The 26,894-nt window shown below is 62.8% G+C and carries 24 protein-coding genes; 16 read left to right on the top strand and 8 right to left on the bottom strand.

All coding sequences use genetic code 11. The features are described 5' to 3' along the window. The first annotated feature begins 101 nt into the window (after window positions 1-101). Window positions 102-1,022 carry a phosphate/phosphite/phosphonate ABC transporter substrate-binding protein gene (locus tag AC0L2U_RS09410; protein ID WP_189367735.1) on the top strand — a complete coding sequence of 307 codons (921 nt, stop codon included), beginning with the start codon at window positions 102-104 and terminating at the stop codon, window positions 1,020-1,022. Between the two features lie 37 nt (window positions 1,023-1,059). On the opposite strand, the gene AC0L2U_RS09415 is transcribed toward AC0L2U_RS09410, so the two are convergent. The 3 genes from AC0L2U_RS09415 to AC0L2U_RS09425 form a co-directional block, all read right to left on the bottom strand. Further along, entirely contained in the window at window positions 1,060-1,677 is a 618-nt protein-coding gene (locus AC0L2U_RS09415) for a TadE/TadG family type IV pilus assembly protein (RefSeq protein WP_128287833.1), read from the bottom strand. A gap of 38 nt (window positions 1,678-1,715) precedes the next feature. Beyond that, window positions 1,716-2,297, bottom strand: a complete 582-nt coding sequence (locus AC0L2U_RS09420) for a TadE/TadG family type IV pilus assembly protein (protein ID WP_127268810.1) — start codon at window positions 2,295-2,297, stop codon at window positions 1,716-1,718. 137 nt (window positions 2,298-2,434) lie between these two features. Then, window positions 2,435-2,857, bottom strand: coding sequence for a pilus assembly protein N-terminal domain-containing protein (locus tag AC0L2U_RS09425; RefSeq protein WP_013533687.1), 423 nt, complete (start codon window positions 2,855-2,857; stop codon window positions 2,435-2,437). 332 nt (window positions 2,858-3,189) lie between these two features. Here AC0L2U_RS09425 and AC0L2U_RS09430 point away from each other — a divergent pair, with 332 nt between their 5' ends. From AC0L2U_RS09430 to AC0L2U_RS09470, 9 genes are all read left to right on the top strand, one after another. Then, window positions 3,190-3,372, top strand: a complete 183-nt coding sequence (locus AC0L2U_RS09430) for a Flp family type IVb pilin (RefSeq protein WP_063171181.1) — start codon at window positions 3,190-3,192, stop codon at window positions 3,370-3,372. A gap of 170 nt (window positions 3,373-3,542) precedes the next feature. Further along, a complete protein-coding gene (locus AC0L2U_RS09435; protein ID WP_256745943.1) occupies window positions 3,543-4,061 on the top strand; it encodes an A24 family peptidase in 519 nt (172 codons plus the stop codon). Window positions 4,062-4,279: 218 nt separating this feature from the next. Then, the gene (gene cpaB / locus AC0L2U_RS09440) at window positions 4,280-5,092 is read left to right on the top strand and encodes a Flp pilus assembly protein CpaB (RefSeq protein WP_292336155.1); all 813 of its coding nucleotides are present in this window, start codon (window positions 4,280-4,282) and stop codon (window positions 5,090-5,092) included. Beyond that, complete coding sequence (locus tag AC0L2U_RS09445) at window positions 5,089-6,609, top strand: type II and III secretion system protein family protein (protein WP_292336156.1); 1,521 nt, start codon at window positions 5,089-5,091, stop codon at window positions 6,607-6,609. Before cpaB ends, AC0L2U_RS09445 begins: the two co-directional genes overlap by 4 nt. 14 nt (window positions 6,610-6,623) lie before the next feature. After that, the gene (locus AC0L2U_RS09450) at window positions 6,624-7,358 is read left to right on the top strand and encodes a CpaD family pilus assembly protein (RefSeq protein WP_256745944.1); all 735 of its coding nucleotides are present in this window, start codon (window positions 6,624-6,626) and stop codon (window positions 7,356-7,358) included. A 25-nt stretch (window positions 7,359-7,383) separates the two neighbouring features. Then, the gene (locus AC0L2U_RS09455; protein ID WP_292632050.1) at window positions 7,384-8,667 is read left to right on the top strand and encodes a CpaE/TadZ family protein; all 1,284 of its coding nucleotides are present in this window, start codon (window positions 7,384-7,386) and stop codon (window positions 8,665-8,667) included. A gap of 29 nt (window positions 8,668-8,696) precedes the next feature. Then, window positions 8,697-10,199, top strand: a complete 1,503-nt coding sequence (locus AC0L2U_RS09460) for a CpaF family protein (protein ID WP_127327689.1) — start codon at window positions 8,697-8,699, stop codon at window positions 10,197-10,199. Window positions 10,200-10,228: 29 nt separating this feature from the next. Then, window positions 10,229-11,242, top strand: coding sequence for a type II secretion system F family protein (locus tag AC0L2U_RS09465; RefSeq protein WP_473601776.1), 1,014 nt, complete (start codon window positions 10,229-10,231; stop codon window positions 11,240-11,242). A gap of 9 nt (window positions 11,243-11,251) precedes the next feature. Next, window positions 11,252-12,274: a type II secretion system F family protein gene (locus AC0L2U_RS09470; protein ID WP_127807951.1), complete on the top strand. Its 1,023-nt coding sequence runs from the start codon at window positions 11,252-11,254 to the stop codon at window positions 12,272-12,274. 87 nt (window positions 12,275-12,361) lie between these two features. On the opposite strand, the gene AC0L2U_RS09475 is transcribed toward AC0L2U_RS09470, so the two are convergent. After that, complete coding sequence (locus tag AC0L2U_RS09475; RefSeq protein ID WP_127327785.1) at window positions 12,362-13,183, bottom strand: tetratricopeptide repeat protein; 822 nt, start codon at window positions 13,181-13,183, stop codon at window positions 12,362-12,364. A gap of 116 nt (window positions 13,184-13,299) precedes the next feature. Here AC0L2U_RS09475 and AC0L2U_RS09480 point away from each other — a divergent pair, with 116 nt between their 5' ends. The 5 genes from AC0L2U_RS09480 to pdeM all read left to right on the top strand — a co-directional run bounded on the left by AC0L2U_RS09480 (window position 13,300) and on the right by pdeM (window position 19,443). Next, on the top strand, window positions 13,300-14,664 hold the full coding sequence (locus AC0L2U_RS09480) for a leucyl aminopeptidase family protein (protein ID WP_473601778.1): 1,365 nt from the start codon (window positions 13,300-13,302) through the stop codon (window positions 14,662-14,664). A gap of 73 nt (window positions 14,665-14,737) precedes the next feature. Further along, window positions 14,738-15,088 (top strand): MarR family winged helix-turn-helix transcriptional regulator, encoded by a 351-nt coding sequence (locus AC0L2U_RS09485; protein ID WP_013533675.1) that lies wholly within the window; start codon window positions 14,738-14,740, stop codon window positions 15,086-15,088. A gap of 30 nt (window positions 15,089-15,118) precedes the next feature. After that, window positions 15,119-15,979 carry a C40 family peptidase gene (locus AC0L2U_RS09490; protein WP_473601779.1) on the top strand — a complete coding sequence of 287 codons (861 nt, stop codon included), beginning with the start codon at window positions 15,119-15,121 and terminating at the stop codon, window positions 15,977-15,979. A 201-nt stretch (window positions 15,980-16,180) separates the two neighbouring features. Then, complete coding sequence (locus tag AC0L2U_RS09495) at window positions 16,181-18,730, top strand: ligase-associated DNA damage response DEXH box helicase (RefSeq protein WP_127811262.1); 2,550 nt, start codon at window positions 16,181-16,183, stop codon at window positions 18,728-18,730. Further along, the gene (pdeM, locus tag AC0L2U_RS09500) at window positions 18,727-19,443 is read left to right on the top strand and encodes a ligase-associated DNA damage response endonuclease PdeM (RefSeq protein WP_127399107.1); all 717 of its coding nucleotides are present in this window, start codon (window positions 18,727-18,729) and stop codon (window positions 19,441-19,443) included. Before AC0L2U_RS09495 ends, pdeM begins: the two co-directional genes overlap by 4 nt. A gap of 6 nt (window positions 19,444-19,449) precedes the next feature. On the opposite strand, the gene AC0L2U_RS09505 is transcribed toward pdeM, so the two are convergent. The 3 genes from AC0L2U_RS09505 to AC0L2U_RS09515 are packed head-to-tail and all read right to left on the bottom strand — an operon-like array spanning window position 19,450 to window position 24,050. Continuing rightward, window positions 19,450-20,385, bottom strand: a complete 936-nt coding sequence (locus tag AC0L2U_RS09505; RefSeq protein WP_128287807.1) for a dimethyl sulfoxide reductase anchor subunit family protein — start codon at window positions 20,383-20,385, stop codon at window positions 19,450-19,452. Window positions 20,386-20,388: 3 nt separating this feature from the next. After that, the gene (locus AC0L2U_RS09510; RefSeq protein ID WP_127807947.1) at window positions 20,389-21,123 is read right to left on the bottom strand and encodes a 4Fe-4S dicluster domain-containing protein; all 735 of its coding nucleotides are present in this window, start codon (window positions 21,121-21,123) and stop codon (window positions 20,389-20,391) included. Beyond that, window positions 21,120-24,050, bottom strand: coding sequence for a molybdopterin oxidoreductase family protein (locus AC0L2U_RS09515; RefSeq protein WP_473601780.1), 2,931 nt, complete (start codon window positions 24,048-24,050; stop codon window positions 21,120-21,122). Before AC0L2U_RS09515 ends, AC0L2U_RS09510 begins: the two co-directional genes overlap by 4 nt. 278 nt (window positions 24,051-24,328) lie before the next feature. On the opposite strand from AC0L2U_RS09515, the gene AC0L2U_RS09520 reads away from it, so the two are divergent. After that, window positions 24,329-25,219, top strand: coding sequence for a LysR substrate-binding domain-containing protein (locus AC0L2U_RS09520; protein ID WP_473601781.1), 891 nt, complete (start codon window positions 24,329-24,331; stop codon window positions 25,217-25,219). 142 nt (window positions 25,220-25,361) lie between these two features. On the opposite strand, the gene AC0L2U_RS09525 is transcribed toward AC0L2U_RS09520, so the two are convergent. Continuing rightward, window positions 25,362-26,618, bottom strand: a complete 1,257-nt coding sequence (locus AC0L2U_RS09525) for an Hsp70 family protein (protein WP_127267782.1) — start codon at window positions 26,616-26,618, stop codon at window positions 25,362-25,364. Window positions 26,619-26,894 lie beyond the last annotated feature (276 nt).

Raw genomic sequence — 26,894 nt, forward strand, 5'->3', positions numbered from 1 at the left:
TGCATGTCGCCCAAAGGTGCGCAGCGGTTTCGGGCAACGGCATGCACAAATGCCCCCAGGCATGGGCATGGATCGAGGACAACAGACCCGTGGTTCCTGTCATGAGGGTTGCGCTGAAGATTTATGCCGCTCTCATGCTGGCGCAGGTCGGGCTCTGGTCCAATCCGGCGCATGCCGACTGGCGCGATGATATCGGCACGTTTCGCATCGGCATCGTTGCCGAGCCAGGCGCCGGCAACTCCGTTCCGGGGCTGGCACTGTTGACCGACGCCTACACCAAGGCCTTGGGCATGAAGGTCGAGTTTGTCGTTGCCCGCAACTATGCCGCGCTGATCGAGGCGCAGGCCAATGCCCGCATCGAATATGCAATCTATTCGGCCACCGCCTATGCGACGGCTTCGCAGCGCTGCTTATGTATCGAGCCGCTTGTCGCTCCGGTCGATTCAGACGGCGCGATCGGCATCCGCTCCGTTCTGCTGACGCGAGACGGCAAGCTGCCTGCCCTGGGGGCGATGGACCGCCATCGTATCGCCATGGCGCCTTCGGACAGCGTCGGCGGTTCTCTCCTGCCATTGGCGGCGTTGGCCGCGGAGGGCCGCAAGATCGCGGAAGATGCACCGTTTCTGGTCCATGCCGATTCGGCCGCGGCGGCCGAGACGATGCTGGTCGACGGCAAGGCCGATGGCCTGTTCGGCTGGGTGACGGCCGCTGCCGACGGCCTGCGAGAACCGTCGGGCACGCAGGCGAGGTTGGAGGCGGCAGGGGTCTCAGTGACGGCGCTTCGGATCGTATGGACGTCGGGCCTGTTGAGATACGGCCCCCATGCGGTCCGCAGTGATCTCGACCCGGAAGCCAAGCGCCGGCTTGCCGTGTTCCTCACCAACCTCAAGTCGACCACGCCCGATATCTACGACCTCCTGGAATCGAGACATTCCGGCGGCTTCGCTCGCGTGGCGCCAAAAGATTACGAGATGGCCGCTGCTATCGTGCGCTTCGTTTCGGACCGTGGGCCGCAGCAGTAGCTGGAGCGGCCTGCCCAGCGCCTGGCTGCTTCTGTGTTCAACAGTCGCTGCAAGGGATCGCCATGCTTCTGCGGGGGCGCAGGTAATAGGTTTCGCCCATGGTTATGTTGCTGAAAGCCGAGGTCAGCCCAAGCTTCTGTTGACTGCTCGCGCTCCACGCGATGACCGGCGTGTAGCCGAGGTTGCTTTCGACGCGAATGAGAAACGTGTTGGCGACCTTGAGCGACGCTGGGACCGTTGTCTCGGTGGTCGCGGCGGCGCCCGCGCTGGCGACACCAGCGACCAATTTGCGAGACCAGACCACCAGTGCCTGCGTCGCATCGGCCGAGACCTGGATTGCCGTGATGGTAATGGTCGGGTCTGAGCGGTTGTAGGGCTGAAGGGTGACGCTGCCGATCTGCATGATGGCGTCGACATCCGCCTTGGCGACGTTCGTCTGCTGGGTGACGAGATCGGCCACCATGCTGCCGATACGGCTGACCTTCTTGCTGGTCTCGATGGCTTGCGACGCTTCCATCGTGAGGAAGTACATGATCAGCAGAATCGGCATGATCAACGCGAATTCAACCGCCGCGATGCCACGCCGATCGGACCAGAATCGACTTGCTTTCCGCCAAACTCCCGTAATCATAAGATGTGCCCCCGCACGCATCATGCCCATTACCCTTTTCTTATACTGCTCGTGCATTCCGCTCAGTTGTCGAACGGCTCGTTCTGCCAGGTCACCGATGCGAAATGCAGCGTCTTGTTGCCGCCCATCGACTGCGCCATGAGGTCGGTCATGATCGGCCACTTGTAGAAGACCCGCAGCATGTTCCTCGACTCCGCCGCACCCGCTGTCACTGAGAACGATTGGGTTGCGGTGCCTTTCGTCAGTACGACATCGCCGTTCTGGATCTTGAAGCCTGCCGTGGCCGCATCGGCGAACGATGTATATTGGCGAAGATCCACCAGCAGTTGATTGGGACAATCCTGGGAGACGATGATCTGCAGTTTCGTGCAGATCATGTCCCGCAAATTGGTTCCGGCAACGTCAGCCGCCCTCAACTGGCCGGTGCGCAGTTTGCGCGCTACATCGTCGGTGACGTTGGCCATCACCTCCTGGCCGGCAAACGAGATGCAGCTTTCCAGAATGGCAAAGACAAGCAGCGCGAAGGGGACTGAAAGGATCGCGAATTCGATTGCCGTGGCGCCGCGCCGGTCACGAAGGAAGCGGGCGAAAAACCTTGGGCGTCTCACCCTGTGGTCGCCTGCGCGGCCGAATTCCTTGCTCATGTCCGATCCTGCCGATCTCTATGCGGTCTCGGAAGGAGCACTAGCGCAAACCGATTGAGGTCCGGTTTGGATGATCGTTAAAGTCGGCGCAGGCCTCTTAACCAGACAATAACCGGAACGGCAGTCGGCAACGCCACCTATCGGCTGACGCTCATCTCCGCTTCCGAAGACTTTTCCGCCTCGCTCTTGTATGAGCTTTCGCAATAGGGTGTGCACGACATCGTCTGGATTTCGGCGCGCCGGTAAATGCGCACGGACGAGGCGGCTTGCCGCACCACGGTAACCTGCTCGTCCACGATGGGGCTGCCGTCCGTATCGAGCACGACCAGATTGGTGACCCCGAAGCCTTTGCCGGTGAGCACGATCGTCGAAGCGTCCTGCACCGAAGCGTCGGCGATTGCCGGGTTGCCGACCACGATGGTGTCTGCGGGACGCGACAGTTTGACGATCTTGGCCTGGTTCATCGTGACCTCGATGCCGGCGCCGGCCATGGCGGGCGCGACGAAGCTCGAGACGGCAAGAAGCGCGGCAATCAGGATTGACGATCTCGGCTGGGCCATTGAGGCGCTCCACGCAGGCGGACTGATCAACGGAACATGAACGAGATTGGTGAACCAACGGTTAAGCATGCGATGTTGCCAATCGTGCAATGGCCGCCAAGGGCGCCCGCGACGCGCGGTCCGGTCGGGTCGCAAGCCTACCAAATCCGGTCTGGAAGGCTCAGCGATACATTAGCCCGAGGTTAACCACGCAATATGTTCGAACCGGGAAAGGAATCGGTAAGGCTGTTTCTTAAGCCGATCGAAAGAGCTTCTCCCTAGATTGGCAGCATCCGATCAACCATCACAGAAGTTGACGGAAGTGCTGTAACACGTGGAGTAGGAGCTCTCGAATGTCTAATCTCATCGCACGTTTTGTGAAGGACGAATCCGGCGCGACCGCGATCGAATATGGTCTGATCGCCGCTCTCATCGCGCTCGCCATCATCACTGGCGCCGGCACGCTCGGCAATGCGCTGAACGCCAAGTTCACCAACATCGGCAGCACCCTGAACGGCACGCCGAGCGGCAGCTGATCGGCTTATCGCCGAGCATTTAGATTGCGTTCTGGAAAAGGGCCGCCGCGTGGCGGCCCTTTTTCTATGCCGCTGGCGATATAGGTCGTCTTTCGTTCCTAGCCTCATCAATCGTTAATCGAACATGCTTAGATTGAGCCCCATGAAATCGGACAATAGGCGTGGCGCCGATGCTTGAAGCCCTGATCTTCGTCGTTTTTCCGTTCTGCATGCTGTTTGCCGCGATCTCCGACATGCTGTCGATGACGATCGCCAATCGCGTGCCGGTGCTGCTTGTCGCCGTTTTTGCGCTGGTCGCGCCCCTGACAGGCATGGACTGGGCGGCCTATGGCGGACATTTCGCCGCCGGCGCCCTGGTCCTGGCCGTGACGTTCGGCCTGTTTGCGATGGGCGGCATGGGCGGCGGCGACGCCAAGCTTCTGGCCGCCACCGCGATGTGGATGGGCCTCAATGTCAATCTCGTGGAGTATCTTGTCGCCTCGACAATCATCGGCGGCCTGCTGACGCTGGCGATCATCCTCTACCGGAAGTCGCTGCTTGCGGCCGTTACCGGCCAAAATCCGTTTCTGCGCCATTTCGCCGACGAGGCAAAAGGTGTTCCATACGGTGTCGCGCTCGGCCTTGGCGGCTTGCTGACCTATCCGGATTCGCCCTTGATGGCATGGGCGGTTGCCAGGCTGGCGGCCTGAGCGCGATCTTATTTTATTTTATTGTCTGTCAGCATTGCCGAAACCCCGTTCTGAACAGGGCTGGCCCGGCCATTTTGGCCGGTCAGGCCACATTCCGGCTAATTTATGTAAACCTTAAATTAATCACGATCGTAAGCATTACATTAACCTTGTTTTGACGATTGCCGCTGCAAAGTCCGGCCTGGCTACGTGGTTTGCCAGGGCAAGGGTTCGGACAAATGCCAGCATCGCGATTGATAATTCTGAGCGTGGCGGTGGCCGCGGCGGGTGGCGCTGGATATGTCGCGAAGAACATGGTGGCACCGCCGCCCCAGGTCGTCGTCGATTCCGGCCCTCAGGCCCCGGCGGTGGCACTCCAGGATGTGCTTGTGCTTTCAGGCGACGTTCCGATGGGCAGCCCGATCCAAAACAACATCGCCTGGCAATCCTGGCCCGCCGACGGCGTCAACGCGAATTTCATCACCCGCACCGCCGAGCCCGAGGCACTGGACAAGCTGAAGAGTTCCGTTGCCCGTGTGGCGATGTATGCCGGAGAACCGCTGCGGCGGTCCAAGCTGATCGGCGAGGGCCAGAGCTTCATGTCGTCGATCCTGCCTTCCGGTATGCGGGCGGTCGCCACGGCCATCTCGGCCGATACGTCGGCCGGGGGCTTCATTCTTCCCAACGATTTCGTCGACGTCATCATGACCCGCAGGGCCGATGCCGCCGGCGGCGCCGCCGGCTTCAACACCGAGACCATCCTCAAGAACATCCGTGTCCTGGCCATCGACCAGACCATTCAGGAGGACGAGGAAGGCAAGAAGACCAGGGTAGGCCAGACCGCCACGCTGGAACTGACGCCCAAGCAGGCGGAGATCATCACCGTCGCCCAGCAGATGGCGGATCGCCTGACCCTGGCGTTGCGGGCGGTCGCGGACACGCAGGAAAAAAATCTGGGTGAGGCGGACTATCTCGTTTCCGGCAATGGCCGCAGAGGAACGGTGAGGCTGATCAAATCGGGTGAAGTTTCCGAAGTGGGAGCAAGGAAATGAAGCTAGGTGGCAAACTGCCGGCAATCGTAGCCGCGGCATTCGGCCTGCTGCTCGTCGGAACGAATGTGCAAGGCAGCGTTGTCGAGGCAAAGAACGCGCAGGTCACGGCATCGACGGCCACCCAGCGTGTCAAACTCGGCCTCAACAAGTCGGTGGTCATCGACCTGCCGAGCGATGCCTACGACATTCTCGTGGCCAACCCGGCGGTTGCCGATGCGGTGACCCGCACTGCAAGGCGCATCTATCTGTTCGGCAAGTCGGTCGGCGAGACGAACATCTTTGTCTTCGGCCCGAATGGCGAGCAGATCGTCAGCCTGGACCTGGCGGTCGAACGCGACGTTGCCGGTCTTGAGGATTATATCAGACGCTTCCTGCCGACGTCGGCCATCAAGGTGGAACTTCTGAATGACAACGTCGTCCTGACTGGAACGGTCGACACGCCGCTGGACGCAAAGCGCGCGGTCGACCTGGCGACGATCTTCGTTTCGGGTGGTGAAGCGACGACAGGACAATATTCGCAGACCGCAGCCGGCGGTTCGGCCCAGAGCGGTGTCGACATCGACAACCCGGACCAGGAGCGCCGCACCAGCAAGATCGTCAACCTGCTGCAGATCATTGGCGACGACCAGGTCACGCTGAAGGTCACGGTCGCCGAAGTCAGCCGCTCCGTGATGAAGCAGCTCGGCGTCAACATGGTCGGCAGCGGCGGCAGCAACGGCATCAGCTACGGTGCGCTCAGCGACAATTTCACCGGTCTCGGCAAGCAGCTGTCGAATTCAGGCTTTCAGATCGGCTCGTCGGCGCTGCAGGCCTATGTCAACGCCATGGAGCAGTCCGGGGTCATGAAAACCCTGGCCGAGCCGACCTTGACCGCCGTATCCGGGGAGAAGGCGACCTTCAAGGTCGGCGGTGAATACAATATGGTTTCAGGTGTCTCAGCAAACGTATCGCAGGACAACCAGACCGGCCTGAAGACCTACACCATCGAAAAGATCGAGTACGGCATCGGCCTGGAATTCCAGCCGGTGGTGTTGTCTCCCGGTCGCATAAGCCTGAAAGTTAGGACGTCGGTTTCCGAGCCGACAACCGAGGGGTCCGTATCGCTCTCCTCAGGCGTGACGAGCCCCGGCATGAATGCCCTGTCGCTGCGCAAACGTCTTGCCGATACGACCGTTGAACTCCCCTCGGGCGGCTCCATGATGATCGCCGGCCTGGTTCGCGACGATGTCAGGCAAGCCGTCAACGGGTTGCCCGGGCTGACAAAGATCCCGGTGCTCGGCGCGCTCTTCCGCAGCAGAGATTTCGTGCGCAACGAGACCGAACTCGTCATCATCATCACGCCCTATCTGGTGAAGCCGGTGGCGCGCAACGACCTTGCCAAGCCGGACGACAATTTCAACGCCGCCAGCGATGGCGCTGCCATGTTCCTTGGCCGAGTCAATCGCGTCTACGGCACCATGCAGACCGACAAGCCCAACGGCCGCTACCACGGCGTCGTCGGCTTCATCTACAAGTGAGCGGGGAAGCGGACATGTCTCAGTCAGCATTGAAGGCAAGCACCATCGCCGCACCGATGCGCTTTGGCCGCTCGCAGGTCTGCCGGCGGTTCGTTCCTGTCCTGGCGGTTGCGGTGGCGGCGCTGCTCACCGGCTGCGCCCAGCGCGACAGCATCACGGTCGGCGCCATCCCGGACGATTATCGCACCAACCATCCGATCGTGATCGCGGAGAAGAACCAGAAGATAGACCTGCCGGTGGGCGCCGGTGACCGTGGCATGACGGGCTCTCAGCGTGACACGCTTTCGGGCTTTCTCGACGGCTACGACAGGAGCGCCGCTCCGGCGGTGACGATCGCTATCCCTGTCGGCTCGGCCAACGAGATCGCGGCGGCCGCTGCCAGCCGCGATTTTGTCAGGCTGGCGGTTGCCAGCGGCATCAAGCGCAACCGGATTGTCATGACCTCTTATCAGTCCGCTTCCGCCGAAGCCTCGGCCCCGATTCGCGTCGCCTATATCTCGGTGAAAGCTCAGACCGACAAATGCGGGCGTTGGCCCGAAGATCTGGTGGAGACCTCGGAAAACAAGCACTACGCCGATTTCGGCTGCTCGTATCAGAACAACCTCGCCGCCCAGATGGCCAATCCGGCCGACCTGCTCGGACCGCGCAAGCAGGCACCTATCGACGCCGAGCAGCGTGGGAAAGTCATCGATGGGTACCGAAATCAACCCTTCTTTGATTGGGAAGCAGAAGGCGAAGTTAGCTACTAACGATCGCAGTTCGGAGTACACGAACATGAACAATCTGGCCTATGACACTCCTGTAGACGGCAGCGATACCTCGCAGCAGGACATCGCCGCGATGCAGGCGTTGCGGCCGATCCCGCGCATCTCGATCCAGGCATTCTGCGAGACCGAGGGTGTTGCCAATCCGGTCGAGCGCGCCGGCGAGGACCGCCGTATGACAAAGGCGCATCTCAAGGTCCATATGGGCGGCGTTCCCACCGCCATCGAATTCTACCAATCGGCGCCGACGCCCAACCTGATCCTGCTGGAATCGCGCAGCGAGCCCAAGCAATTGCTGGAACAACTCGCCCAGCTCTCGGAATATTGCGATCCGACGTCGAAGGTGGTGGTGATCGGCCACTACAATGATGTCGGCCTCTACCGCGAGCTCATCCGCAACGGCATTTCCGAATATGTGATCGCTCCGGTCTCGATGGCCGACATCGTCAGCGTGGTGTCGTCGATTTTCATCGATCCGGAAGCCGAGCCGCTCGGCCGCTCGATCGCCTTTGTCGGCGCCAAGGGCGGTGTCGGCTCCTCGACGATCGCCCACAATGTGGCTTGGGCGATGTCCTCGCTGTTCAAATCCGAAGTGGTCGTCGCCGATCTCGATCTGGCTTTCGGCACCGCCAACATCAATTTCGACCAGGATCCGGCGCAAGGCATCGCCGAGGCGGTGTTTTCTCCGGAACGCATCGATGAAGTCTATCTCGACCGGCTGCTGACCCAGTGCGCCGAGCATCTGTCGCTGTTGGCAGCGCCTTCGACGCTCGAACGGGTCTATGATTTCGATCCCGAGGCCTTCGTTCAGCTGATCGACACCGCCCAGCGCAGCGTGCCGCTTCTGGTGCTCGACGTCCCCCATGCCTGGACGGGCTGGACCAAGAACACCCTGGTCAAGGCCGATGAGATCGTCATCACCGCGACACCGGAACTCGCCAATCTGCGCAACACCAAGAACCTGGTCGATATGCTCAAGCGGCTTCGTCCCAATGATCCGCCGCCCAAGCTGATCATCAACCAGGCCGGCGTGCCGAAGCGCCCGGAGATTTCGCCGTCAGATTTCGCCGAGCCGCTCGGCCTGTCACCGATGTCGATCATTGCTTTTGATCCGTTGCTGTTCGGCAATGCCGCCAACAACGGTCGCATGCTTGGCGAAATGGATGCCAAAAACCCGGTTGTCGCGATGATCAACGAAATGGCGCATGTGCTGACCGGGCGCAGCGAAATCAAGGCCAAGAAGAAGGCCGGGCTCGGCAGCCTGCTCGGCAAGCTCTCGCGCAACAAGAAGTGACGCTTCAGCAGTGGAACCGGTAGTCGATCATGTTTGGTAAAAGAGGCAGCGACGACGGCAACCGGTTCACGCCGGAATTTCGCCAGCCAGCACCGGCGCCGGTTGCGCCGCCGGCTGCAAGTTCCATGGACACGGCGGTTCTGACCCGGCCCGCGGCGGCGCCAAGCGCGCCTGTCGCGCCGCCGGCGCGCCGTGCCGTCGAGGCACCGCCATTGGCGCCTGAGCCGAAGCGGGCACAGCGCGAAAAGAGCGAAACTTATTACGATACCAAGAGTCAGGTCTTCTCCGCGCTCATCGACACCATCGATCTGTCGCAGCTTTCCAAGCTTGATCCTGAAAGTGCGCGCGAGGAAATCCGCGATATCGTCAACGACATCATCGCGATCAAGAACTTCGCAATGACGATCGCCGAGCAGGAAGAGCTGCTCGAGGACATCTGCAACGACGTGCTCGGCTATGGGCCGCTCGAGCCGCTGCTCGCCCGTGACGACATCGCCGACATCATGGTCAACGGCTCCAGGAACGTCTACATCGAAGTCAACGGCAAGGTCGAACAGACCGGTATCCGCTTTCGTGACAATCAGCAGCTCCTCAACATCTGCCAGCGTATCGTCAGCCAGGTTGGCCGCCGCGTCGACGAATCCAGCCCGATCTGCGACGCGCGCCTTCCCGACGGCTCCCGCGTCAACGTCATCGCGCCGCCACTCTCCATCGATGGCGCCACGCTCACCATCCGCAAATTCAAGAAGGACAAGCTGACGCTCGATCAGCTGGTCAAGTTCGGCGCCATCTCGCCGCAGGGCGCCGAAGTTCTCAAGATCATCAGTCGTGTTCGCTGCAACATCGTGATCTCGGGCGGCACCGGTTCGGGCAAGACCACGCTGCTCAATTGCCTGACCAACTATATCGACCGCGAGGAGCGCGTCATCACCTGCGAAGACTCGGCCGAGCTGCAATTGCAGCAGCCGCATGTGGTGCGCCTCGAAACCCGCCCGCCCAATCTGGAGGGCGAGGGTGAGGTGACGATGCGCGACCTGGTCAAGAACTGTCTGCGCATGCGGCCAGAGCGCATCATCGTCGGCGAAGTGCGCGGACCCGAGGTGTTCGATCTTCTGCAGGCGATGAACACCGGCCATGACGGCTCGATGGGCACGATCCACTCGAACAGCCCGCGCGAATGCCTGAACCGTATCGAATCCATGATTGCCATGGGCGGCTATTCGCTGCCGCAGAAGACAGTGCGCGAAATCGTCGTCGGTTCCATCGACGTGATCATCCAGGCGGCGCGCCTGCGCGACGGATCGCGCCGCATCACCCACATCACCGAGGTGATCGGGATGGAAGGCGACGTCATCATCACGCAGGATATCGTCCTTTACAACATCAAGGGTGAGGACGCCAACGGCAGGCTGTTGGGTGAGCACGTATCGACGGGCATCGGCCGTCCGCATTTCTGGGAGCGCGCACGCTATTACGGCGAGGAGCAGCGTCTCGCCATTGCGCTCGAGGCGATGGAGAAACGCGCTGACTGACGCATGCTGGGGTGTAAGGGTTCGGGCCAATGTTTGGAATTGACGGCACAGTACTGGCGTTTGTCGTGCTCGCCGGCTTCAGCGCCGGCGCCGTCGCCTATGCATGTCTGTTCACCCGGATCAGCAATGAAAAACAGGTCGGCAAGCGGCTCGAAACGATCAGGACCGCCGAGACGGATCGCTCCGTCGTCAAGGCCTCGCGTGACCGCGTGGCGGAAGCCGTCAAGCGGCGCAAATCGGTTCAGGATTCGCTCAACGAACTCGACGCCAAGCAGAAAACCAAGGACAGCCGCGTCAAGAAACCGCCGCTGAAAGCCCAGCTTCGCCAAGCCGGCCTCAAGACCACCATCGAGCGTTTCTATATATACTCCGCCGTATGCGGCATCGTTTTGACGATTGTCGCCTTTGTGGCCGGAGCCCCGCTGATCGCCTTGCCGGGCGTGCTGTTGGCCGGGGGGCTGGGCCTGCCGCGCTGGTTCGTCACGTTTCGTCGCGCCCGCCGGGTCAAGGCATTCCTCAACGAATTTCCAAACGCGCTCGACATCATCGTGCGCGCGGTCAAATCCGGCCTGCCGCTGAACGACGCCGTGCGCCTGATCGCCAACGAATCGCCCGAACCCGTGAAGACCGAGTTTCGCCGCATCGTCGATTCACAGCAGATGGGCCTCTCTATCCCCGACGCGACCTTGCGCATGCCTGAAACCATGCCTTGCACCGAGGCAAGCTTCTTCGGCATCGTTATCCAGATACAGTCGCAGGCCGGCGGCAATCTCTCCGAGGCGCTGGGCAATCTTTCGCGCGTGCTTCGCGATCGCAAGAAGATGAAAGCCAAGGTCGCGGCGCTGTCGATGGAAGCGAAGGCGTCCGCCGCGATCATCGGTGCGCTGCCCTTCATCGTCGCCTTTCTCGTCTACCTGTCGAGCCCGGCCTACCTGATGCCGCTCTTCAACACCAGCGTCGGAAACCTGATCCTTGGTTGCTCTGCGGTCTGGATGTCGATCGGCATCCTGGTGATGCGCAAGATGATGAACTTCGAAGTCTAGGATGCTGGCATGACCGAGCAAGTCATCAAGACCCTGACGGATCCGAGCTTCCTGATCGCGATGCTGGTCGCGATAGCGGTGTTTGCGACCGTCTTCACCTTGCTTCCGGCGTTTGGCGGAAACCAGCTCAAATCACGCATGAAATCCGTTGCGCTGGAACGCGACGAACTGCGTGCGCAACAGCGCGCCCGGCTTGCGGTCGAGGCCGACCGCCGTCGCAAGGGCTTGCGCGAGGAACAGTCGGTCGGCATGCGCAACATTGTCGACCGGCTGGATCTGAGACGCGCGCTCGCCGATGAAGGCACCTTGCAGAAACTCAAGGTGGCCGGCTTTCGTGGACAGAATCCGCTGACGCGGTTTCTTTTCTTCCGTCTCGTACTTCCTTTCGTCGGTTTCGCGCTGGCCGCAATCTACATCTTCGCGCTCGGAGGACTGCCCGACAAGCCATTGGTCATCAGGCTGTTCGTCTGCGTCCTCGTTGCTTACGGCGGCTTCTACGCACCGGTCATCTACGTCAACAACCGCGCCACCAAGCGCAAGCAGTCGATCCAGATGGCATGGCCGGATGGGCTCGATCTGATGCTGATCTGCGTCGAATCGGGCATGTCGGTGGAAGCGGCACTGCGCAAGGTCGCCGACGAGATCGGCGCGCAATCGGTGGCGCTGGCGGAAGAGTTCATCCTCACCAACGCCGAGCTTTCCTATCTGCCGGAGCGCAAGCAGGCCTACGAGAACCTGGCAAGCCGCACCGGGCTGGATTCGGTCAAGTCGGTGTCGCAGGCGCTCGTCCAGGCCGAGCGTTACGGCACGCCGGTGGCGCATGCACTGCGCGTGCTTGCCGCCGAAAGCCGCGACATGCGCATGAATGCGGCCGAGAAGAAGGCGGCCGCCCTGCCGCCAAAGCTCACAGTGCCGATGATCCTGTTTTTCCTGCCGGTGCTCTTCGCCATCATCCTGGGTCCCGCCGGCATTCAGGTCAGCCAGCGCGGTATCTTCGGCGATCATGCGGCGCCGGCAACAAACGCCCAGTAGCGGTAAGGCAAATTCCTGCATTCCCTCAAACGAAGAAGCCGCGCATGCAGCGCGGCTTCTTCGTTTGAGGTTGGTGGGATTGTGGTCTCAGTTGGTCGCGGATTTCGGCTTGTCCTGGTCCTTGAGCTGGCTCCAGGCATTCTGCTGGGCCAGCATCTGCCTGAGATAGGCGACATTTGCCTGCGCCTGTTCGGGCGACAGTTCCTGCGAGGCGATCTTCTCGGCCTCGTCGAAACGGCCTTGCAGGCCGACGACCAGTGCCAGGTTCTGGCGGACGCGGCTGTCCGCATTCGGCTGCTGCGCGGCCGAGCGCATATAGGTTTCGGCGGTGCGCAGGTCACCTTCCAGCACATACGACATGCCAAGATTGGAGAGCACGGAAGGCTCGTTCGGCTTGAGGTCGAGCGCCTTGCGGTAAAGCTGGCGCGCATCGTCCTTCTGGCCGGTCTGGTCGAGGATGGCCGCTTCGGCCGACACCAGCTTCCAGTCGGGATATTCCGGTGTTTGAGCGCGGCGCACGGCGTCGAGTGCCGCCTCGAACTGGCCATTGGCGGCCAGCGCCTTGCCGTAGGAGGCAAGAACGTCACGATCCTTGGGCAAAGCGATGGCGAGCTTGCGCATCACGGCCAGCGACTGATCGGCGTCGCCATCCATCTGCAATGCCGCCGCATAATTCGTCGCGATCCGCTTGTCGTTGGGGTTCTTCGCGTAGGATTGGCCGAGTGCGCCGGTGGCATTGTGCAGTTCCCCGGCCGACATGCTTTCCAGCGGTTTGCCGCTGGTGCGTGCGATAGAGCCGGTGGAGATCTTGTCGGTTCCGCAGCCGGCGACGCCCGCCGCCAGCGCCAGCACAAGGGCCGTGGTGATGAGCCGTTTTCCCCTGGCGTTGATCCTGCGGTTGGTCGGCATGGCCACCTAAGCCTCCATTCATGCGCGGCCATTGCGTGGCCGTCTTCCCTCCCGCAGAAATATTCTGTTAACCCTAACGGACGGTTAAGAACGGCGACTCACACGGAGAACATCGCATGCCTGTCGAACTCGTCGGGAAGACATTGCCGGGCGCGCTGCCGGTCCATCTGGTCGCCAGGGACGGTCTGGACGCGGCCGGCCTTGCGCCGGCCGCTGTCGTCTGGGCCAGGGCCAACGGCTTTTCCGGCGAGGCAGGCAGGACGCTGGTCGTGCCCGGCGAAAACGGGGCGCTCGGCGGCGCCTTGTTTGGTATCGGCGATGGCGAAGGCGCGCTCGCCTTTGGCGCGCTGTCGAAAGCCTTGCCGGAAGGCGACTGGCATTTCGCCTCGGCGCCGGCCGAGCCGGACCTCGCGGCGACCGCGCTGCTGCTCGGCGGCTATGTCTTCACCCGTTACGGCAAGAAGTCAGGCAGGGCGCTGCGCTTCGGCCTGCCGGCAGGCGTCGATGCCGGGCGCGTTCGCCGCATTGCGGATGGCGTCTTCCTGACACGCGATCTGGTCAACACGCCGACCAGCGATATGGGTCCGGAAGATTTGGAGCAGGCGGTGCGGGCCCTGGCCGCCAGGCACAAGGCCGAAGTCTCGGTGGTCAAGGGTGACGATCTCCTCGAACGGAATTTCCCGATGATCCATGCTGTCGGCCGTGCGTCGGCCGGCGCGCCGCGCCTGATCGATATGCGATGGGGGCAGCAAGGGGCGCCGAAGGTGACCCTGGTCGGCAAGGGCGTCTGCTTCGACACGGGCGGTCTCGACATCAAGCCATCGTCCGGCATGCTGTTGATGAAAAAGGACATGGGCGGTGCTGCCAATGTCCTTGGCCTTGCCTCGATGATCATGGCTGCCGGGCTGAATGTGCGGCTGCGCGTGCTCATTCCCGCGGTTGAGAATTCGATTGCCGGCAACGCCTTCCGGCCCGGAGATGTGCTTGCGAGCCGCAAGGGCATCACTGTCGAGATCGGCAATACGGATGCCGAGGGGCGGCTGGTGCTGGCCGATGCGCTGGCGCTGGCCGACGAGGAGGAGCCGCAGCTTCTGGTCGACATGGCGACGCTGACCGGGGCTGCCCGCGTCGCGCTCGGCCCCGATCTGCCGCCGTTCTACACAAGTGACGAAGCGCTGGCATCCGATCTTGCGGCGGCTTCCGTCGCGGCCGAGGACCCTCTGTGGCGCATGCCGCTGTGGCGGCCCTATGATGCAAAACTGTCGTCGAAAATTGCCGACATCAACAATGTCACATCAGACGGTTTCGCCGGCTCGATCACGGCGGCGCTGTTCCTGAAACGCTTCGTCGAAAAGACCGAGGGCTGGGCGCATTTCGACATCTTCGCCTGGAACCCGGCCGATCGTCCGCATGGCCCCGCCGGCGGCGAGGCACAAGGCATCCGCGCCTTGGAGCGGATCATCGCGAAACGCTACGGCTGACGGTTGCAGGCGGAGCCGGCAAAATTGCCTCGACTGAAACGGAACCGAAACAATTTGCCGTCATGCTGGCGCGATGTCGATTGCTATGCGCCCGAGCCAGGCCTTGCGACTGTGGCAGCAAGTGATGCTGTCACAGGTGCGCGACGACGCGCCCGATCTGACCATGCGCCAGACGGCAATCCTGTTCACCATCTATCTCGATCCGCCGCCACACACCGTGCGCGGGCTCGCCGCGCGCCTCAATGTCACCAAGCCGGTGATCACCCGCGCCCTCGACACGATGGGCGCTTTGAAACTTGTGTCGCGCCATCGCGACGAACTCGACAAGCGCAATGTTCTGATCAGGCGCACGGTCGAGGGCGCGCTCTTTGTCGAGCGCTTCGGCGATGGTATCATCGCCAAGGCGCTCGAACTGCCGATGTGAGCGCATTACCTTTTCAACAGAGTGTTCGATTTGACTGCCAGGGATGCCCGCCTTCACGCTTTTCGCTCCGACCTCGCCGATGCAAGGCTGAAGGGCGAGGTCACCGCCGAGCGCTTCGTCGCCGGCCGGCCGGCGCGGGTCACCGCGTCAGTGGCCGATATGCGCAAGGCGCCGCGGCCGGACGCCGGCGTCAACACGCAAGCGCTGTTCGGCGACGATGTCCTGGTCTTCGATGTCGCTGAGGGCTGGGCGTGGGTCCAGGCCGAACGCGACGGCTATGTCGGCTACGTCGCCGACACGATGCTGGGCAAACGGGACCATGCGCCGACGCACATCGTCTGCGTGCCGCGCACCTTCCTCTACCCCGGGCCGGATCTGCGCTTTCCAATCGCCGGACAATTGTCGATGGGATCGACGGTGACGGTGACGGAGGCCGCCGAGACACGCGGTACGCACTATGCGGTCCTGCCTTCCGGGGAGACGCTGATTGCAGGTCATCTGCGGCCGCTCAGTGAAGCTGCCTCCGACTATGTCGCAGTTGCCGAAGCGTTTCTCGGCACGCCCTATCTCTGGGGTGGCACTTCCGGTTTCGGCATCGACTGTTCGGGTCTGGTGCAATTGGCGATGTGCATGGCCGGCAGAGACGTGCTGCGCGATTCCGACATGCAGGCGGCGACACTTGGCGAGCCGCTCGAACCGGGACCTGATTTCTCCGGGTTGCGACGCGGCGATCTGGTGTTCTGGAAGGGCCATGTCGCCGTCATGACCGACGCCGACACGATGATCCACGCCAACGGCCACACCATGCTGGTGTCGCGCGAAGGACTGAAGGACGCCGTCGCCCGCATCGGATATCTTTACGGCGGTCCGACCGGGTTCAGGAGGCCGTAGCCTTTCTTCCTTCGCCCCGTTCACGGGGAGAAGGTGCCCGAAGGGCGGATGAGGGGCAGTGCCAGCATTTGAAGGTTCGCGCTGCCCCTCACCTGCCTGCCGGCATCCTCTCCCCGTAAACGGGGCGAGGAAAGCTCACCTCGATCACCTTTTGTTCCGATTTTCCTTGGCGTTCGCGTGCCGTCGCGCTACCTCTGGCGGGTGACAGAGCAGCCGCGCCTTGCCGAACAGAATGCCGCCGTGGCCCTGCCCGAACCATTCCTCAGATGGTTTGGCGAGAAAGGCTGGTCGCCGCGCGCCCATCAGATCGAACTTCTGGCGAAAGCCCAGGCCGGGCAATCAGTCCTGCTGATTGCGCCGACCGGTGCCGGCAAGACGCTGGCCGGGTTCCTGCCTTCGCTCACTGAACTGGCCAACCGGCCCAAGAGAAAGCCGGGCCAGGCGCGTCGCGGTATCCACACGCTCTACATCTCGCCGCTGAAGGCGCTTGCCGTCGATATTGAGCGCAATCTCGGCAAGCCGGTGGAGGAAATCGGCCTTCCCGTCACCATCGAGACGCGCACCGGCGACACTCCCGCCCACAAGCGCCAGCGCCAGAAGCTGGTGCCGCCCGACATCCTGCTGACCACGCCCGAGCAACTGGCGCTGCTGATTGCGGCAGGCGATGCAAGACGCTTCTTCGAGGATCTGCGCTACGTCGTGCTCGACGAGTTGCACTCGCTGGTGACGTCGAAACGCGGGCATCTGCTGGCGCTCGGCCTGGCGCGGCTGCGCAGCTTTGTCCCCGGCCTGCAGACGATCGGCCTGTCAGCGACGGTGGCCGAACCGGACGAGTTGCGGCGCTGGCTGGTCAGCCAGAATCCGCCCAAGGGTCCGACCGGCCATAGCATGGCCGAACTGATCGTCGTCACCGGGGGAGCTAAACCGGAGATTTCCATCCTCGATTCCGAAGAGCGCGTGCCTTGGGCGGGACATTCCGCGCGCTACGCCACGCCGGAAATCTATCGCGAGATCAAGCGCCACAAGACGACCCTGCTGTTCGTGAACACGCGCAGCCAGGCGGAGTTGCTGTTCCAGGAATTGTGGCGGGTCAACGAGGACACTTTGCCGATCGCGCTGCACCACGGTTCGCTCGACGTCGCCCAGCGCCGGCGCGTCGAAAAGGCGATGGGGGAAAACGCACTGCGCGCCATCGTCGCCACCTCGACGCTCGACCTCGGCATCGACTGGGGCGATGTCGATCTGGTTGTGCATGTCGGTGCGCCGAAGGGGGCGAGCCGGCTGGCGCAGCGCATCGGCCGCGCCAACCACCGCATGGACGAGCCGTCCAAGGCGATCCTCATTCCCGCCAATCGCTTCGAGGTGCTGGAATGCCGGGCCGCCCTCGACGCCAACTATCTCGGCGCGCAGGACACGCCTCCCTTGATCGATGGCGGGCTCGATGTGCTGGCCCAGCATGTGCTCGGCTGCGCCTGCGGCGCGCCATTCCGTGCCGATGACCTGTTCGAGGAAGTGCGTACGGCTGCGCCCTATGTCAGCCTCGACCGGACGACATTCGACCGCGTCATCGATTTCGTCGCCACCGGCGGCTATGCGCTCAAGAATTACGAGCGCTACGCCCGCATACGCCTGAACAAGGATGGGTTCTGGCGGGTGTCCAATCCTCGTATCGCCCAGCAATACCGGCTGAATGTCGGCACCATCATCGAGGTGCCGGCGCTTAACGTGCGCTATGTGCAAGCGGGCAGCAAGGGCGCGGCGTCGCGCGGCGGCAGGGTTCTCGGCAAGATCGAGGAGGCCTTCCTCGAAACGCTAACGCATGGCGACACCTTCATGTTCGCCGGCAAGGTTCTCCGCTTCGAAGGCATCCGCGAGAATGAATGCTTCGTCTCGAACGCGCCCGGCAGCGATGCCAAGGTGCCTTACTATGGTGGCGGCAAGTTCCCGCTTTCGACCTATCTCGCCGAACAGGTCCGCATCATGCTGGACGACCCGCAGCGATGGAAGAAGCTGCCCGAGCAGGTCGCCGACTGGCTGCGATTCCAGGCCGACAAATCGGTGCTGCCCAAACGCGATGACCTGCTGATCGAGACCTTTCCACGAGGCAACCGCCATTATCTGGTGGCTTATCCGTTCGAGGGCAGGCTGGCGCACCAGACGCTCGGCATGCTGCTCACCCGCCGTCTCGACAGGGCAGGAGCCAGGCCGCTCGGCTTTGTCGCCACCGACTATGCGCTGGCGATATGGTCATTGGGCGACATGGGCGCGATGTTCAAAGCAAGGAAGCCCTCGCTTGGCGCCCTTTTCGACCAGGATATGCTGGGCGATGACCTCGAAGCCTGGCTGGCCGACAGCTGGCTTCTCAAACGCACCTTCCGCAATTGCGCGCTGATTTCGGGGTTGATCGAGAAACGCCATCCGGGCCAGGAAAAGAGTGGTCGCCAGGTCACGGTCTCGACCGACCTGATCTACGACGTGCTGCGCAGCCATGAACCGGACCACATCCTGCTTCAGGCGACACGTGCCGATGCGGCCACCGGCCTGCTCGATGTCAGCAGACTTGCCGACATGCTCTCGCGCATCCAGGGTCGAATCGTGCATAAGGCACTCGAACAGATATCGCCGCTCGCCGTGCCGATCATGCTCGAGATCGGCAAGATGCCGGTCCATGGCGAAGCCGATGAAACGCTTTTGATGGATGCGGCGACTTTGGTCGAGGAGGCCATGGGGCCGGAAATGGCTGAGGAATGAATTTTTCGCTGGCGCGCACATCGCTGATTGCCGAGGCCGACCTTGTCGGCATATCAGGCGAGCGCGCCGTCTGCGACCCGCGCGGCGTGCTTTATTTTCCGGATCTGCGGCTTCTGGCCGTGTCCGACCTGCATCTGGAAAAGGGTTCGTCGCTGGCACGCCGCGGCACGCTGATCCCGCCCTACGACACCGGCGCGACCTTGTTGCGGCTTCAGGCCGTGATATCAGACTACCAGCCGTCGATCGTCATCAGCCTGGGCGACAGCTTTCACGATGGCGGCGGCGCCCAGCGTATGCATGCAAGCTTCCGCGAGCGGCTGGAAGCGCTGATATCAGGCCGAGACTGGTTCTGGGTCGCCGGCAACCATGACCCGGAAGCGCCAGCCGATCTCCCCGGCGAAACGGTGCGTGAACTTGCTATAGGCTCGCTGCTGTTCCGGCATGAGCCGTCGAAGCAGCGTGTCGAAGGCGAAATAGCGGGCCATCTGCATCCCTGCGCCCGCATAGTCCAGCAGGGACGCTCGGTGAGGCGGCGCTGCTTTGCCGGCGATGGCGGCCGCATGATCATGCCGGCCTTCGGCGCCTATACCGGTTCGCTCAACGTGCTCGACCGCGCCTATGCCGGGCTGTTCCGGCTGGACACGCTGATGGCTTATATGCTGGGCGCCCAACGCATCTTTGCCATTTCCGGCTCGATGCTGCGGCCGGGCTAAACAGCCTTACCTGCCATAGTAGAGCGTAACCGTGTGCTTCGCCTCGGCGAAGAACAGCCAACGTTCGACCAGCATGCCGGCGAACTGGATTGCAGCAGCAAGTACCGACAGCAACGCTGCCAGCGGCCATGGCAGGGCGAACACAATGGCGAGCACCCCCAAGGGCAACGCGAAGGCCAGAAGCTGCGTGATCTGGCGCAGCCGCGCGCCGTGCTTGCGCGCGATGCGAAAGCCCATTTCCTTGAGCAGATAATTCTCCTCGGTATGCGGCCATTCCAGCGACCGCACCGTGCCGCCGACCAGCCCCGTCGCGGTGTTGGCGGTGGTCGGGATTTCCAGTTGGTCGTTGTGGCGCCAGGTCGCCAGCTTCCAGCCCCAGCCGAACAAGGTCAGCAGCAGGCAAGCCGCCAGCTGCACCTTCGAACCAAGCGCAAAGCCCTGCAGCAGCGCGTTCAGCAGCACGCTGCCGGTCATCGCCGAAAAGATGAGGTAGCCGGGCAGGGTGAAGTGGCTGTGCCATTGGGCGATCGGCTTCAGCGACGCATAGATCATGCCGGTGGTGCAGACGGTGATGATTGCGCCGATGGCGGCCAGAGATCCGGCGATGCCGGCCCAGCCATCGGTCTTGCCGAAGAATATCCAACCGATGCCGAACAGTCCCGCCGGAATGAAAGTGATGACCGAGGCGACGCCTTCGCGCGACAGCCATGAGCTGCGCCACTGCGAGAACGCCCGCCAGGCGCGTTCGGGGCGGCCGAGATGACCCGTTGAGGACAACAGGCCGGCCACGATCAGGCCGAGTGCCAGCCCCATGCCGATGAAGCCCAGCCAGAAATCGGGGGGGATGAACTGGAAGCCTCCGAGCACGCCCAGCAGCGCGAGCAGGCCGTAGCCCGCACCGGTGGCGGTGGTGAAGAACACGACGGAGAAGGCCGGATGCATGGGCTAGTTCGAAAGCATGCGGTCGACCCAGCCGAGGAAACCGCCTTCGGCCCGCACCGGTTCCAATGCCGGCGCGGCCACCGATGCGGCGCGCTTGCTGTGGGCGCGCGGCGGCAGATATTTGTTGGTTGGGCGATAGCCGAGCTCAGGCATCAGGTCGACGCCGCCACGCTCCGCCACCAGTTGCGAGACAGCCGACAGGGGATCGCCTAGGTCGCCGAAATGCCGGGCGCTGGTCGGGCAAGCGGCGACGCAGGCCGGCACGCGGTCTTCCTCGGCCAGATTGTCATTGTAGATGCGGTCGACGCACAGCGTGCACTTCTTCATCACCCTGACATCGGTGTCGAATTCGCGTGCACCGTAAGGACAGGCCCAGCTGCACAATTTGCAGCCGATGCACTTGTCCTCGTCGATCAGCACGATGCCGTCCGAGGCCCGCTTGTAGGAGGCGCCGGTCGGGCAGACGGTGACGCAGGCCGGCGTCTCGCAATGCAGGCAGGAGCGCGGGAAGTTCACCGTCCGTCCGCCCATCTCGGTGGTGTGCTCGTAAGCGTGCACGCGGTTGAACCAGACGCCGTCGACATGGCCGCCATAGGGGTCGATGTCGGTCAGCGGCGCCATGTGGCCGCCGGTGTTCCATTCCTTGCAGGCGGTGACACAGGCCTGGCAGCCGACGCAGGTATCGAGATCGATGACGAGGCCGAGCTTCTTGCCGCTTTGACTTGGCAGACATGTCATTTTGCCGCCTCTCTTGCCCGGCGGAATTCAGCGCCGGAAGTCAGTCTGTCGGGCGAGGGTTCGAAATGCGGCGGCTGCTGGAAACGTTCGAACTGCGGCTCGGTGAAGCCGGCTTCTTCCGCTGCGCATTTGACGATGCGCACGCGTAAATCGAACCACGCCGCCTGGCCGGTGACCGGATCGGAATTCGAATAGCGTTTGCCCTGAGCGTCGGCCGAGGTCTGGTCGCCGATGATGTGGTTGAGCAGGAAGCCGCGGTTGGATTCCGCCGCATCGTCCTTCAGCCCCCAGCTGCCGCGCCTTTTGCCGATGGCGTTCCAGGTCCAGACCGTGCTTTCGTTCACCCCGTCGATCAGCTTGATCTGCCCCTTCACTTTGCCGTTGATGCTCTCGATCCACACCCAGTCGTCATCGACCAGGCCGAGGCCAGCTGCCGTCCGGTGATGCACGAACAGCCGATTCTGGCTGGTGATTTGCCGCAGCCACGCATTCTGCGATCCCCAGGAATGGTACATATGCATCGGCCGCTGCGTCAGCGCATGCAGCGGATATTTTCCAAGGTCGACGACCGCTTCCTCGAAGGGCATGTACCAGAACGGCAGCGGGTCCATATAGGTCTCGATGCGCTGGCGATCAGCCGCCGGCGGCAAGACGCGACCGTGCCCACGCGCGGCCAGACGGAAACGCTGCAGCGGCTCGGAATAGAGCTGGAAGACGATCGGCTCGGCCTTGGGGATAAAGCCCATCTGCACCGCAAAATCGAGATAAGAGCGGTTGGCCATCTTGTAGTAGCGCTGGTCGTCGGCGAAATCGTGGTGCCAGAAGCCGCCATTGTCGATGTAGCGCTGCAGCTGGTCCGGGTTGGCCTCGCCCCTGCCGGTCGAGGTCCCATCCTTGCCGCGCCAGCCGGCGAGCGGGCCGATGCCGGGCGTGCGCTCATGGTTGACGATGTAGTCGGCATAATCGCGGTACTGGGCCGCGCCGTCCTCATTGATGAAACCGGGCAGGCCGAGCCGCGCGCCGAGTTCGATCAGCACCGACTGGAACGGCCGGACGTCGCGATCAGGTTCGACGACGGGATGGCGGATGGCGTCGCCGGGTCCGTCGGCATGGCTGATCGGCCGGTCGAGCAGGCTGATGCAGTCATGCCGCTCAAGATAGGTGGTGTCGGGCAGCACGAGGTCGGCGAACGGCACGGTCTCGGAATAATAGGCATCGGAATAGATGATGAAGGGGATCTTGTAGTTGCCCGCATCGTCATGGTCGGTCAGCATGGCGATTGTCTCGACGGTGTTCATCGAGGAATTCCACGCCATGTTCGACATATACATCATCAGTGTATCGATCGGGTACGGGTCGCCGTCCCAGGCATTGCGGATGACGGTGTGCATCAGGCCGTGTGCCGCCAGCGGTGCGTCCCAGGAATAGGCCTTGTCGATGCGAAGCGGCGTGCCGGCCTCATCGACCAAAAGATCGTCCGGCCCACAGACGAAACCGAGCGGCATGCCGTCAAGCGGCGTCATCGGCTTGACGGTCTTGCCGGCTGGCTTGGGACCGGGCGGAGCGGAGCGGGGGTAGGGCGGCTTGAAACGGAAGCCGCCAGGGACATCCACCGTGCCCAGCAACACCTGGAGGAGATGGATGGCGCGGCAGGTGTGAAAGCCGTTCGAATGGGCCGAGATGCCGCGCATGGCGTGCATCGAGACAGGCCGCCCCTTGATCGTCTCGTGCCGGCGCCCGGCCCAATCGGTCCACGCGATCGGCAACTCGATCGTCTGTTCGAAGGCGACATGCGCAAGTTCGGCGGCGATCCTGCGGATCGTATCGGCGGCAATGCCGCAGCGCTCGGCGACCGCGTCCGGCGCATAGCTCTCATCGAGGTAGCGGTCGGCGATGAGCTGGAACACCGGGACGCTGTGGCGCCCGCCGATCGTGAAGCTGCCCGTCAGTGCCGGCTTCGCACCGGCATCGGTGGCGCCGACAGGCGTCTTCGCAACCCTGTCCCACGCCAGCGGATTTCCGTCGGCGTCGCGCACGAACAGCCCGTCATCGGCGGCACCCGGCTCCTGCACGACGAGAACATGGGCATTGGTGTAGCGCAGCAGATAATCGAGATCGACGCGGCCCGCCTTGAGCAATTCGTGGATGAGCGCGAACACGAACAGCCCATCGGTGCCGGGCCGAATGCTGATCCAGTCGTCTGCAATGGCATTGTAGCCGGTGCGGCACGGGTTGATCGAGACGACCTTGGCGCCGCGCGCCTTGAGTTTGCCGAGGCCGATCTTGATCGGGTTGGAATCGTGATCCTCGGCGACGCCGAACAGCATGAAATACCGGGTGTTGTCCCAGTCGGGCTCACCGAACTCCCAGAACGAACCGCCGATCGTATAGAGACCACCGGCCGCCATGTTGACCGAACAGAAGCCGCCATGGGCGGCAAAGTTCGGCGTGCCGAACTGGCTCGCCCACCAGCCGGTCAAGGATTGGGATTGATCGCGGCCGGTGAAGAAGGCCAGCTTCCTGGGATCGGTCCGGTGGATGGCCGAGAGCCGTTCCGTCGCGATCGAAAACGCCTCTTCCCACTCGATCTCGCGGAACTCGCCGGAGCCGCGCGGCCCGCTGCGCAGCAAGGGCTTCTTCAGCCTTGCCGGGCTGTAGTGCTGCATGATGCCGGAGCTGCCCTTGCCGCAGATCACGCCGCGATTGACCGGATGGTCCTTGTTGCCGTTGATGTAGCGGACCTTGCCATCCTTGATGTGCACGTCGATGCCGCAGCGGCAGGCGCACATGTAGCAGGTCGTCTTGGCGATGCTGTCGGAAACATCAGGCGAGGTGTCGACGCCGTCGCCTTCGTCAGGCGCCCGCGTGTCGGCAAGCGGGCGTTGCGATGGTGCCGAATTCGCGCCGCGCGGCGGTCCCTGCATCATGATCCGGTGGCGCCTGTACGGCCCATGGATTTGGCCCGCGTCTTCGGTCCGGGGCCGCGCATGTAATGCTCTTCCGGGTGGTAGCGATCACCGGCCAGCCGCCGTCTTATGCCGCGGGTCCAATGCGCAAGCAGGGATCTGAACCGCCCGATCATTCTGCTCTCTGCGATCTCTCGGCGAATTTTTTCTAACTTCACGAGGAAACTTAGAATAAAGCTATCGATCCGTCTAATCAGTTGTTCTTGTAAATTCGATCGATATTGATTCTTAATACAGACATGACCCTGGACCAGTTGCGCATTTTCGTCGCCGTCGCCGAGCGCGGCCATATGACCAAGGCGGCGGAATTGCTGGGCATTTCGCAGTCGGCCGCATCGGCCGCCATCCGGGCGCTTGAAGAACAGCACGGCGTCCATCTGTTCAACCGCGTCGGCCGCAACATCGAGCTTGCCCAGACCGGCCACCGGTTCCTGCCGGAGGCCAAGGCCGTGCTCGAGCGGGCCGCCGCCGCGCGCAATGTGCTGGAGCATGTCTCGCAGACCGTCACCGGCAGCCTCTCGATCGCCGCCAGCCAGACCATCGCCAGCTACTGGCTGCCGCGCCGGCTGGCTTCCTTCCACGAAGCCTATCCGGCCGTCAGGCTGAGCGTCTCCATCGGCAACACCAGGCAGGTCGAGGCCAATGTCCTCGATGGCGCGGCGGATCTCGGCCTGGTGGAGGGGCGCACCGAGTCCGACATATTGCGCCGCACCAAGGTCGACGTCGACAGGCTGATGCTGGTGGTTGCCAGCGCGCATCCGGAGATCCCCGAAATCGCGCCCGGCCGCCCTGACATCACGGGCCTGCGCTGGATCATCCGCGAGGGTGGTTCGGGTACGCGCGAGGTGCTGGAGGATCTGGCGCGCCACGAAGGGATTTCGCTCGCCGACCTCCAGATATTCCTGGTGCTGCCGAGCAATGAAGCTATTCGCCAGGCCGTCGAGGCGGGGGCCGGCGCCACCATCATTTCCGAACTTGTCGTGGCGCGCGCCGTCGCCGAAGGCAGTCTCAAATCGGTGCCGCTCGACTTGCCGAAACGCGACTTCGCCATGATCACCCATCGCGATCGCCAGGCAAGCCTGGCCCAGATGGCGCTCAAGGCGCATCTGGGTACGTCGGATCAACGGTGAGGGTTCGCTGAGATTCAGGTCAGGCCGAGTCGAAAATGGCTGATGCCGAGAACCGGAGCGGAGCGTACTTAAAGTACGTGAGCACCGGAAGCGCAGGTATCAGCCACTTGCAGGCCGGCATCCTGAATATCAATGGACCCGGTCAACCGAACTTTCGCTGCGCATCCAGCGCCAGGCCAAGTCCGACCGAGCCGAACATGTCGCCTTCGATGACGGATGCCTGCGGCACCAGCGACAGGATTTCTCGCCTTGCCAGCGGGATCGCGGTCGATCCGCCGGTCAGGAACACCGCGGTGATATCGGATGGCTTCACCTCAGCGTCCCGGATGGTCTGCGCTACCGTCGCCGTGACCCGCTCGATGTCCCTGGCGATCGTGGCATCCAGCCCGTTGCGCGTGATTTCGGCGGCGAACTCCGCACCCGGCAGCTTCACCACGACCTCTGCGGATGACCTGTCGGTCAGCTCTATCTTGGCTTTTTCGACAAGTGCGGCCAGCGCGTGTCCATAGCGGTGTTCGACGATGTGGATGAAACGGTCGACCAGGTCGGCGCGCTCGGCCTCGTAGCGGATCTGGCGCAGATGCGTCATCGCCTTGGCGGTGTAGACCAGGTTGATGCGCTGCCATGTCGCGAGGTCGATGAAGTAGCTTGCCGGCAGATTGCGCTTGCCGTCCTTGGTCGGCGTCAAATAGCCGAGTTGCGGCATCACATGGGCGATGCTCAGCAGCCGGTCGAAATCCGTACCGCCGATATGGACGCCTCGGCTGGCCAGGATGTCGTCCTTGCGGTCGAGCGAGCGGGAGCGCTGCGGCGAGACGCGCACGATCGAGAAGTCCGACGTGCCGCCGCCCATATCGATGATCAGCGCCAGTTCCTCGCATGTCACCTTTTGTTCGTAGTCGAGCGCCGCCGCGATCGGCTCGAACTGGAAAGCGATGTGCTTGAAGCCCTGGCCACGGGCGGCGTTCTCGAGTTCGCTTTGCGCCTTCGCGTCGGCCTCGGCATCGTCGTCGACGAATTGCACCGGCCGGCCAAGAACGACGGTCTCGACCGTATCGCCGGCATCTGCTTCCAGCCTCATCTTGAGATGTCCGAGGAACATGCCGACGATGTCCATGAAGCCGATCGACCGCGATTTGATGCGGGTCTTTTCATGGGCCAGCGAACTGCCGAGCACGCTCTTCAGCGAACGCATCAGCCGGCCTTCGATGCTGTCGGTGTAGTTGGCGATGGCGTGACGGCCAAAGCAGGTGCGGTTGTCCTCGAAGTTGAAGAACACGGCACTGGGCAGTGTCACCTGGCCGTCCTCCAAGGCGACGAGGCGCGGCTGCCCGTTGCGGACCACGCCAACGGTGGAGTTCGAAGTGCCGAAGTCGATGCCGCCGAAGGCTGGTCGCATGACAAGTTCCTGTATTTGTCGTCGGCGAGCCGACAGGCGCCGAGAAATCGCGCGCTGCCCGGGGACGGGCTGCGCTGCCGAACCGAATTGTTTGTGTCTGCCATTTGGCTGGGGAGCGCGGTCTACCGCATGCCCCGGTAAAGGGAAACCACTTTTCGGGAAAAGTTCTGAAGTGCGGGGCGGGTTTGTGGTTTGACCCGCCGCACGTAAGGGGTTTTTTGGATTGATGTAGCTAGCCCCAAAAAGGGCCCCAATTTTGGGGCCTGGATTAATAAA

Source organism: Mesorhizobium sp. WSM4808, from assembly GCF_055811675.1.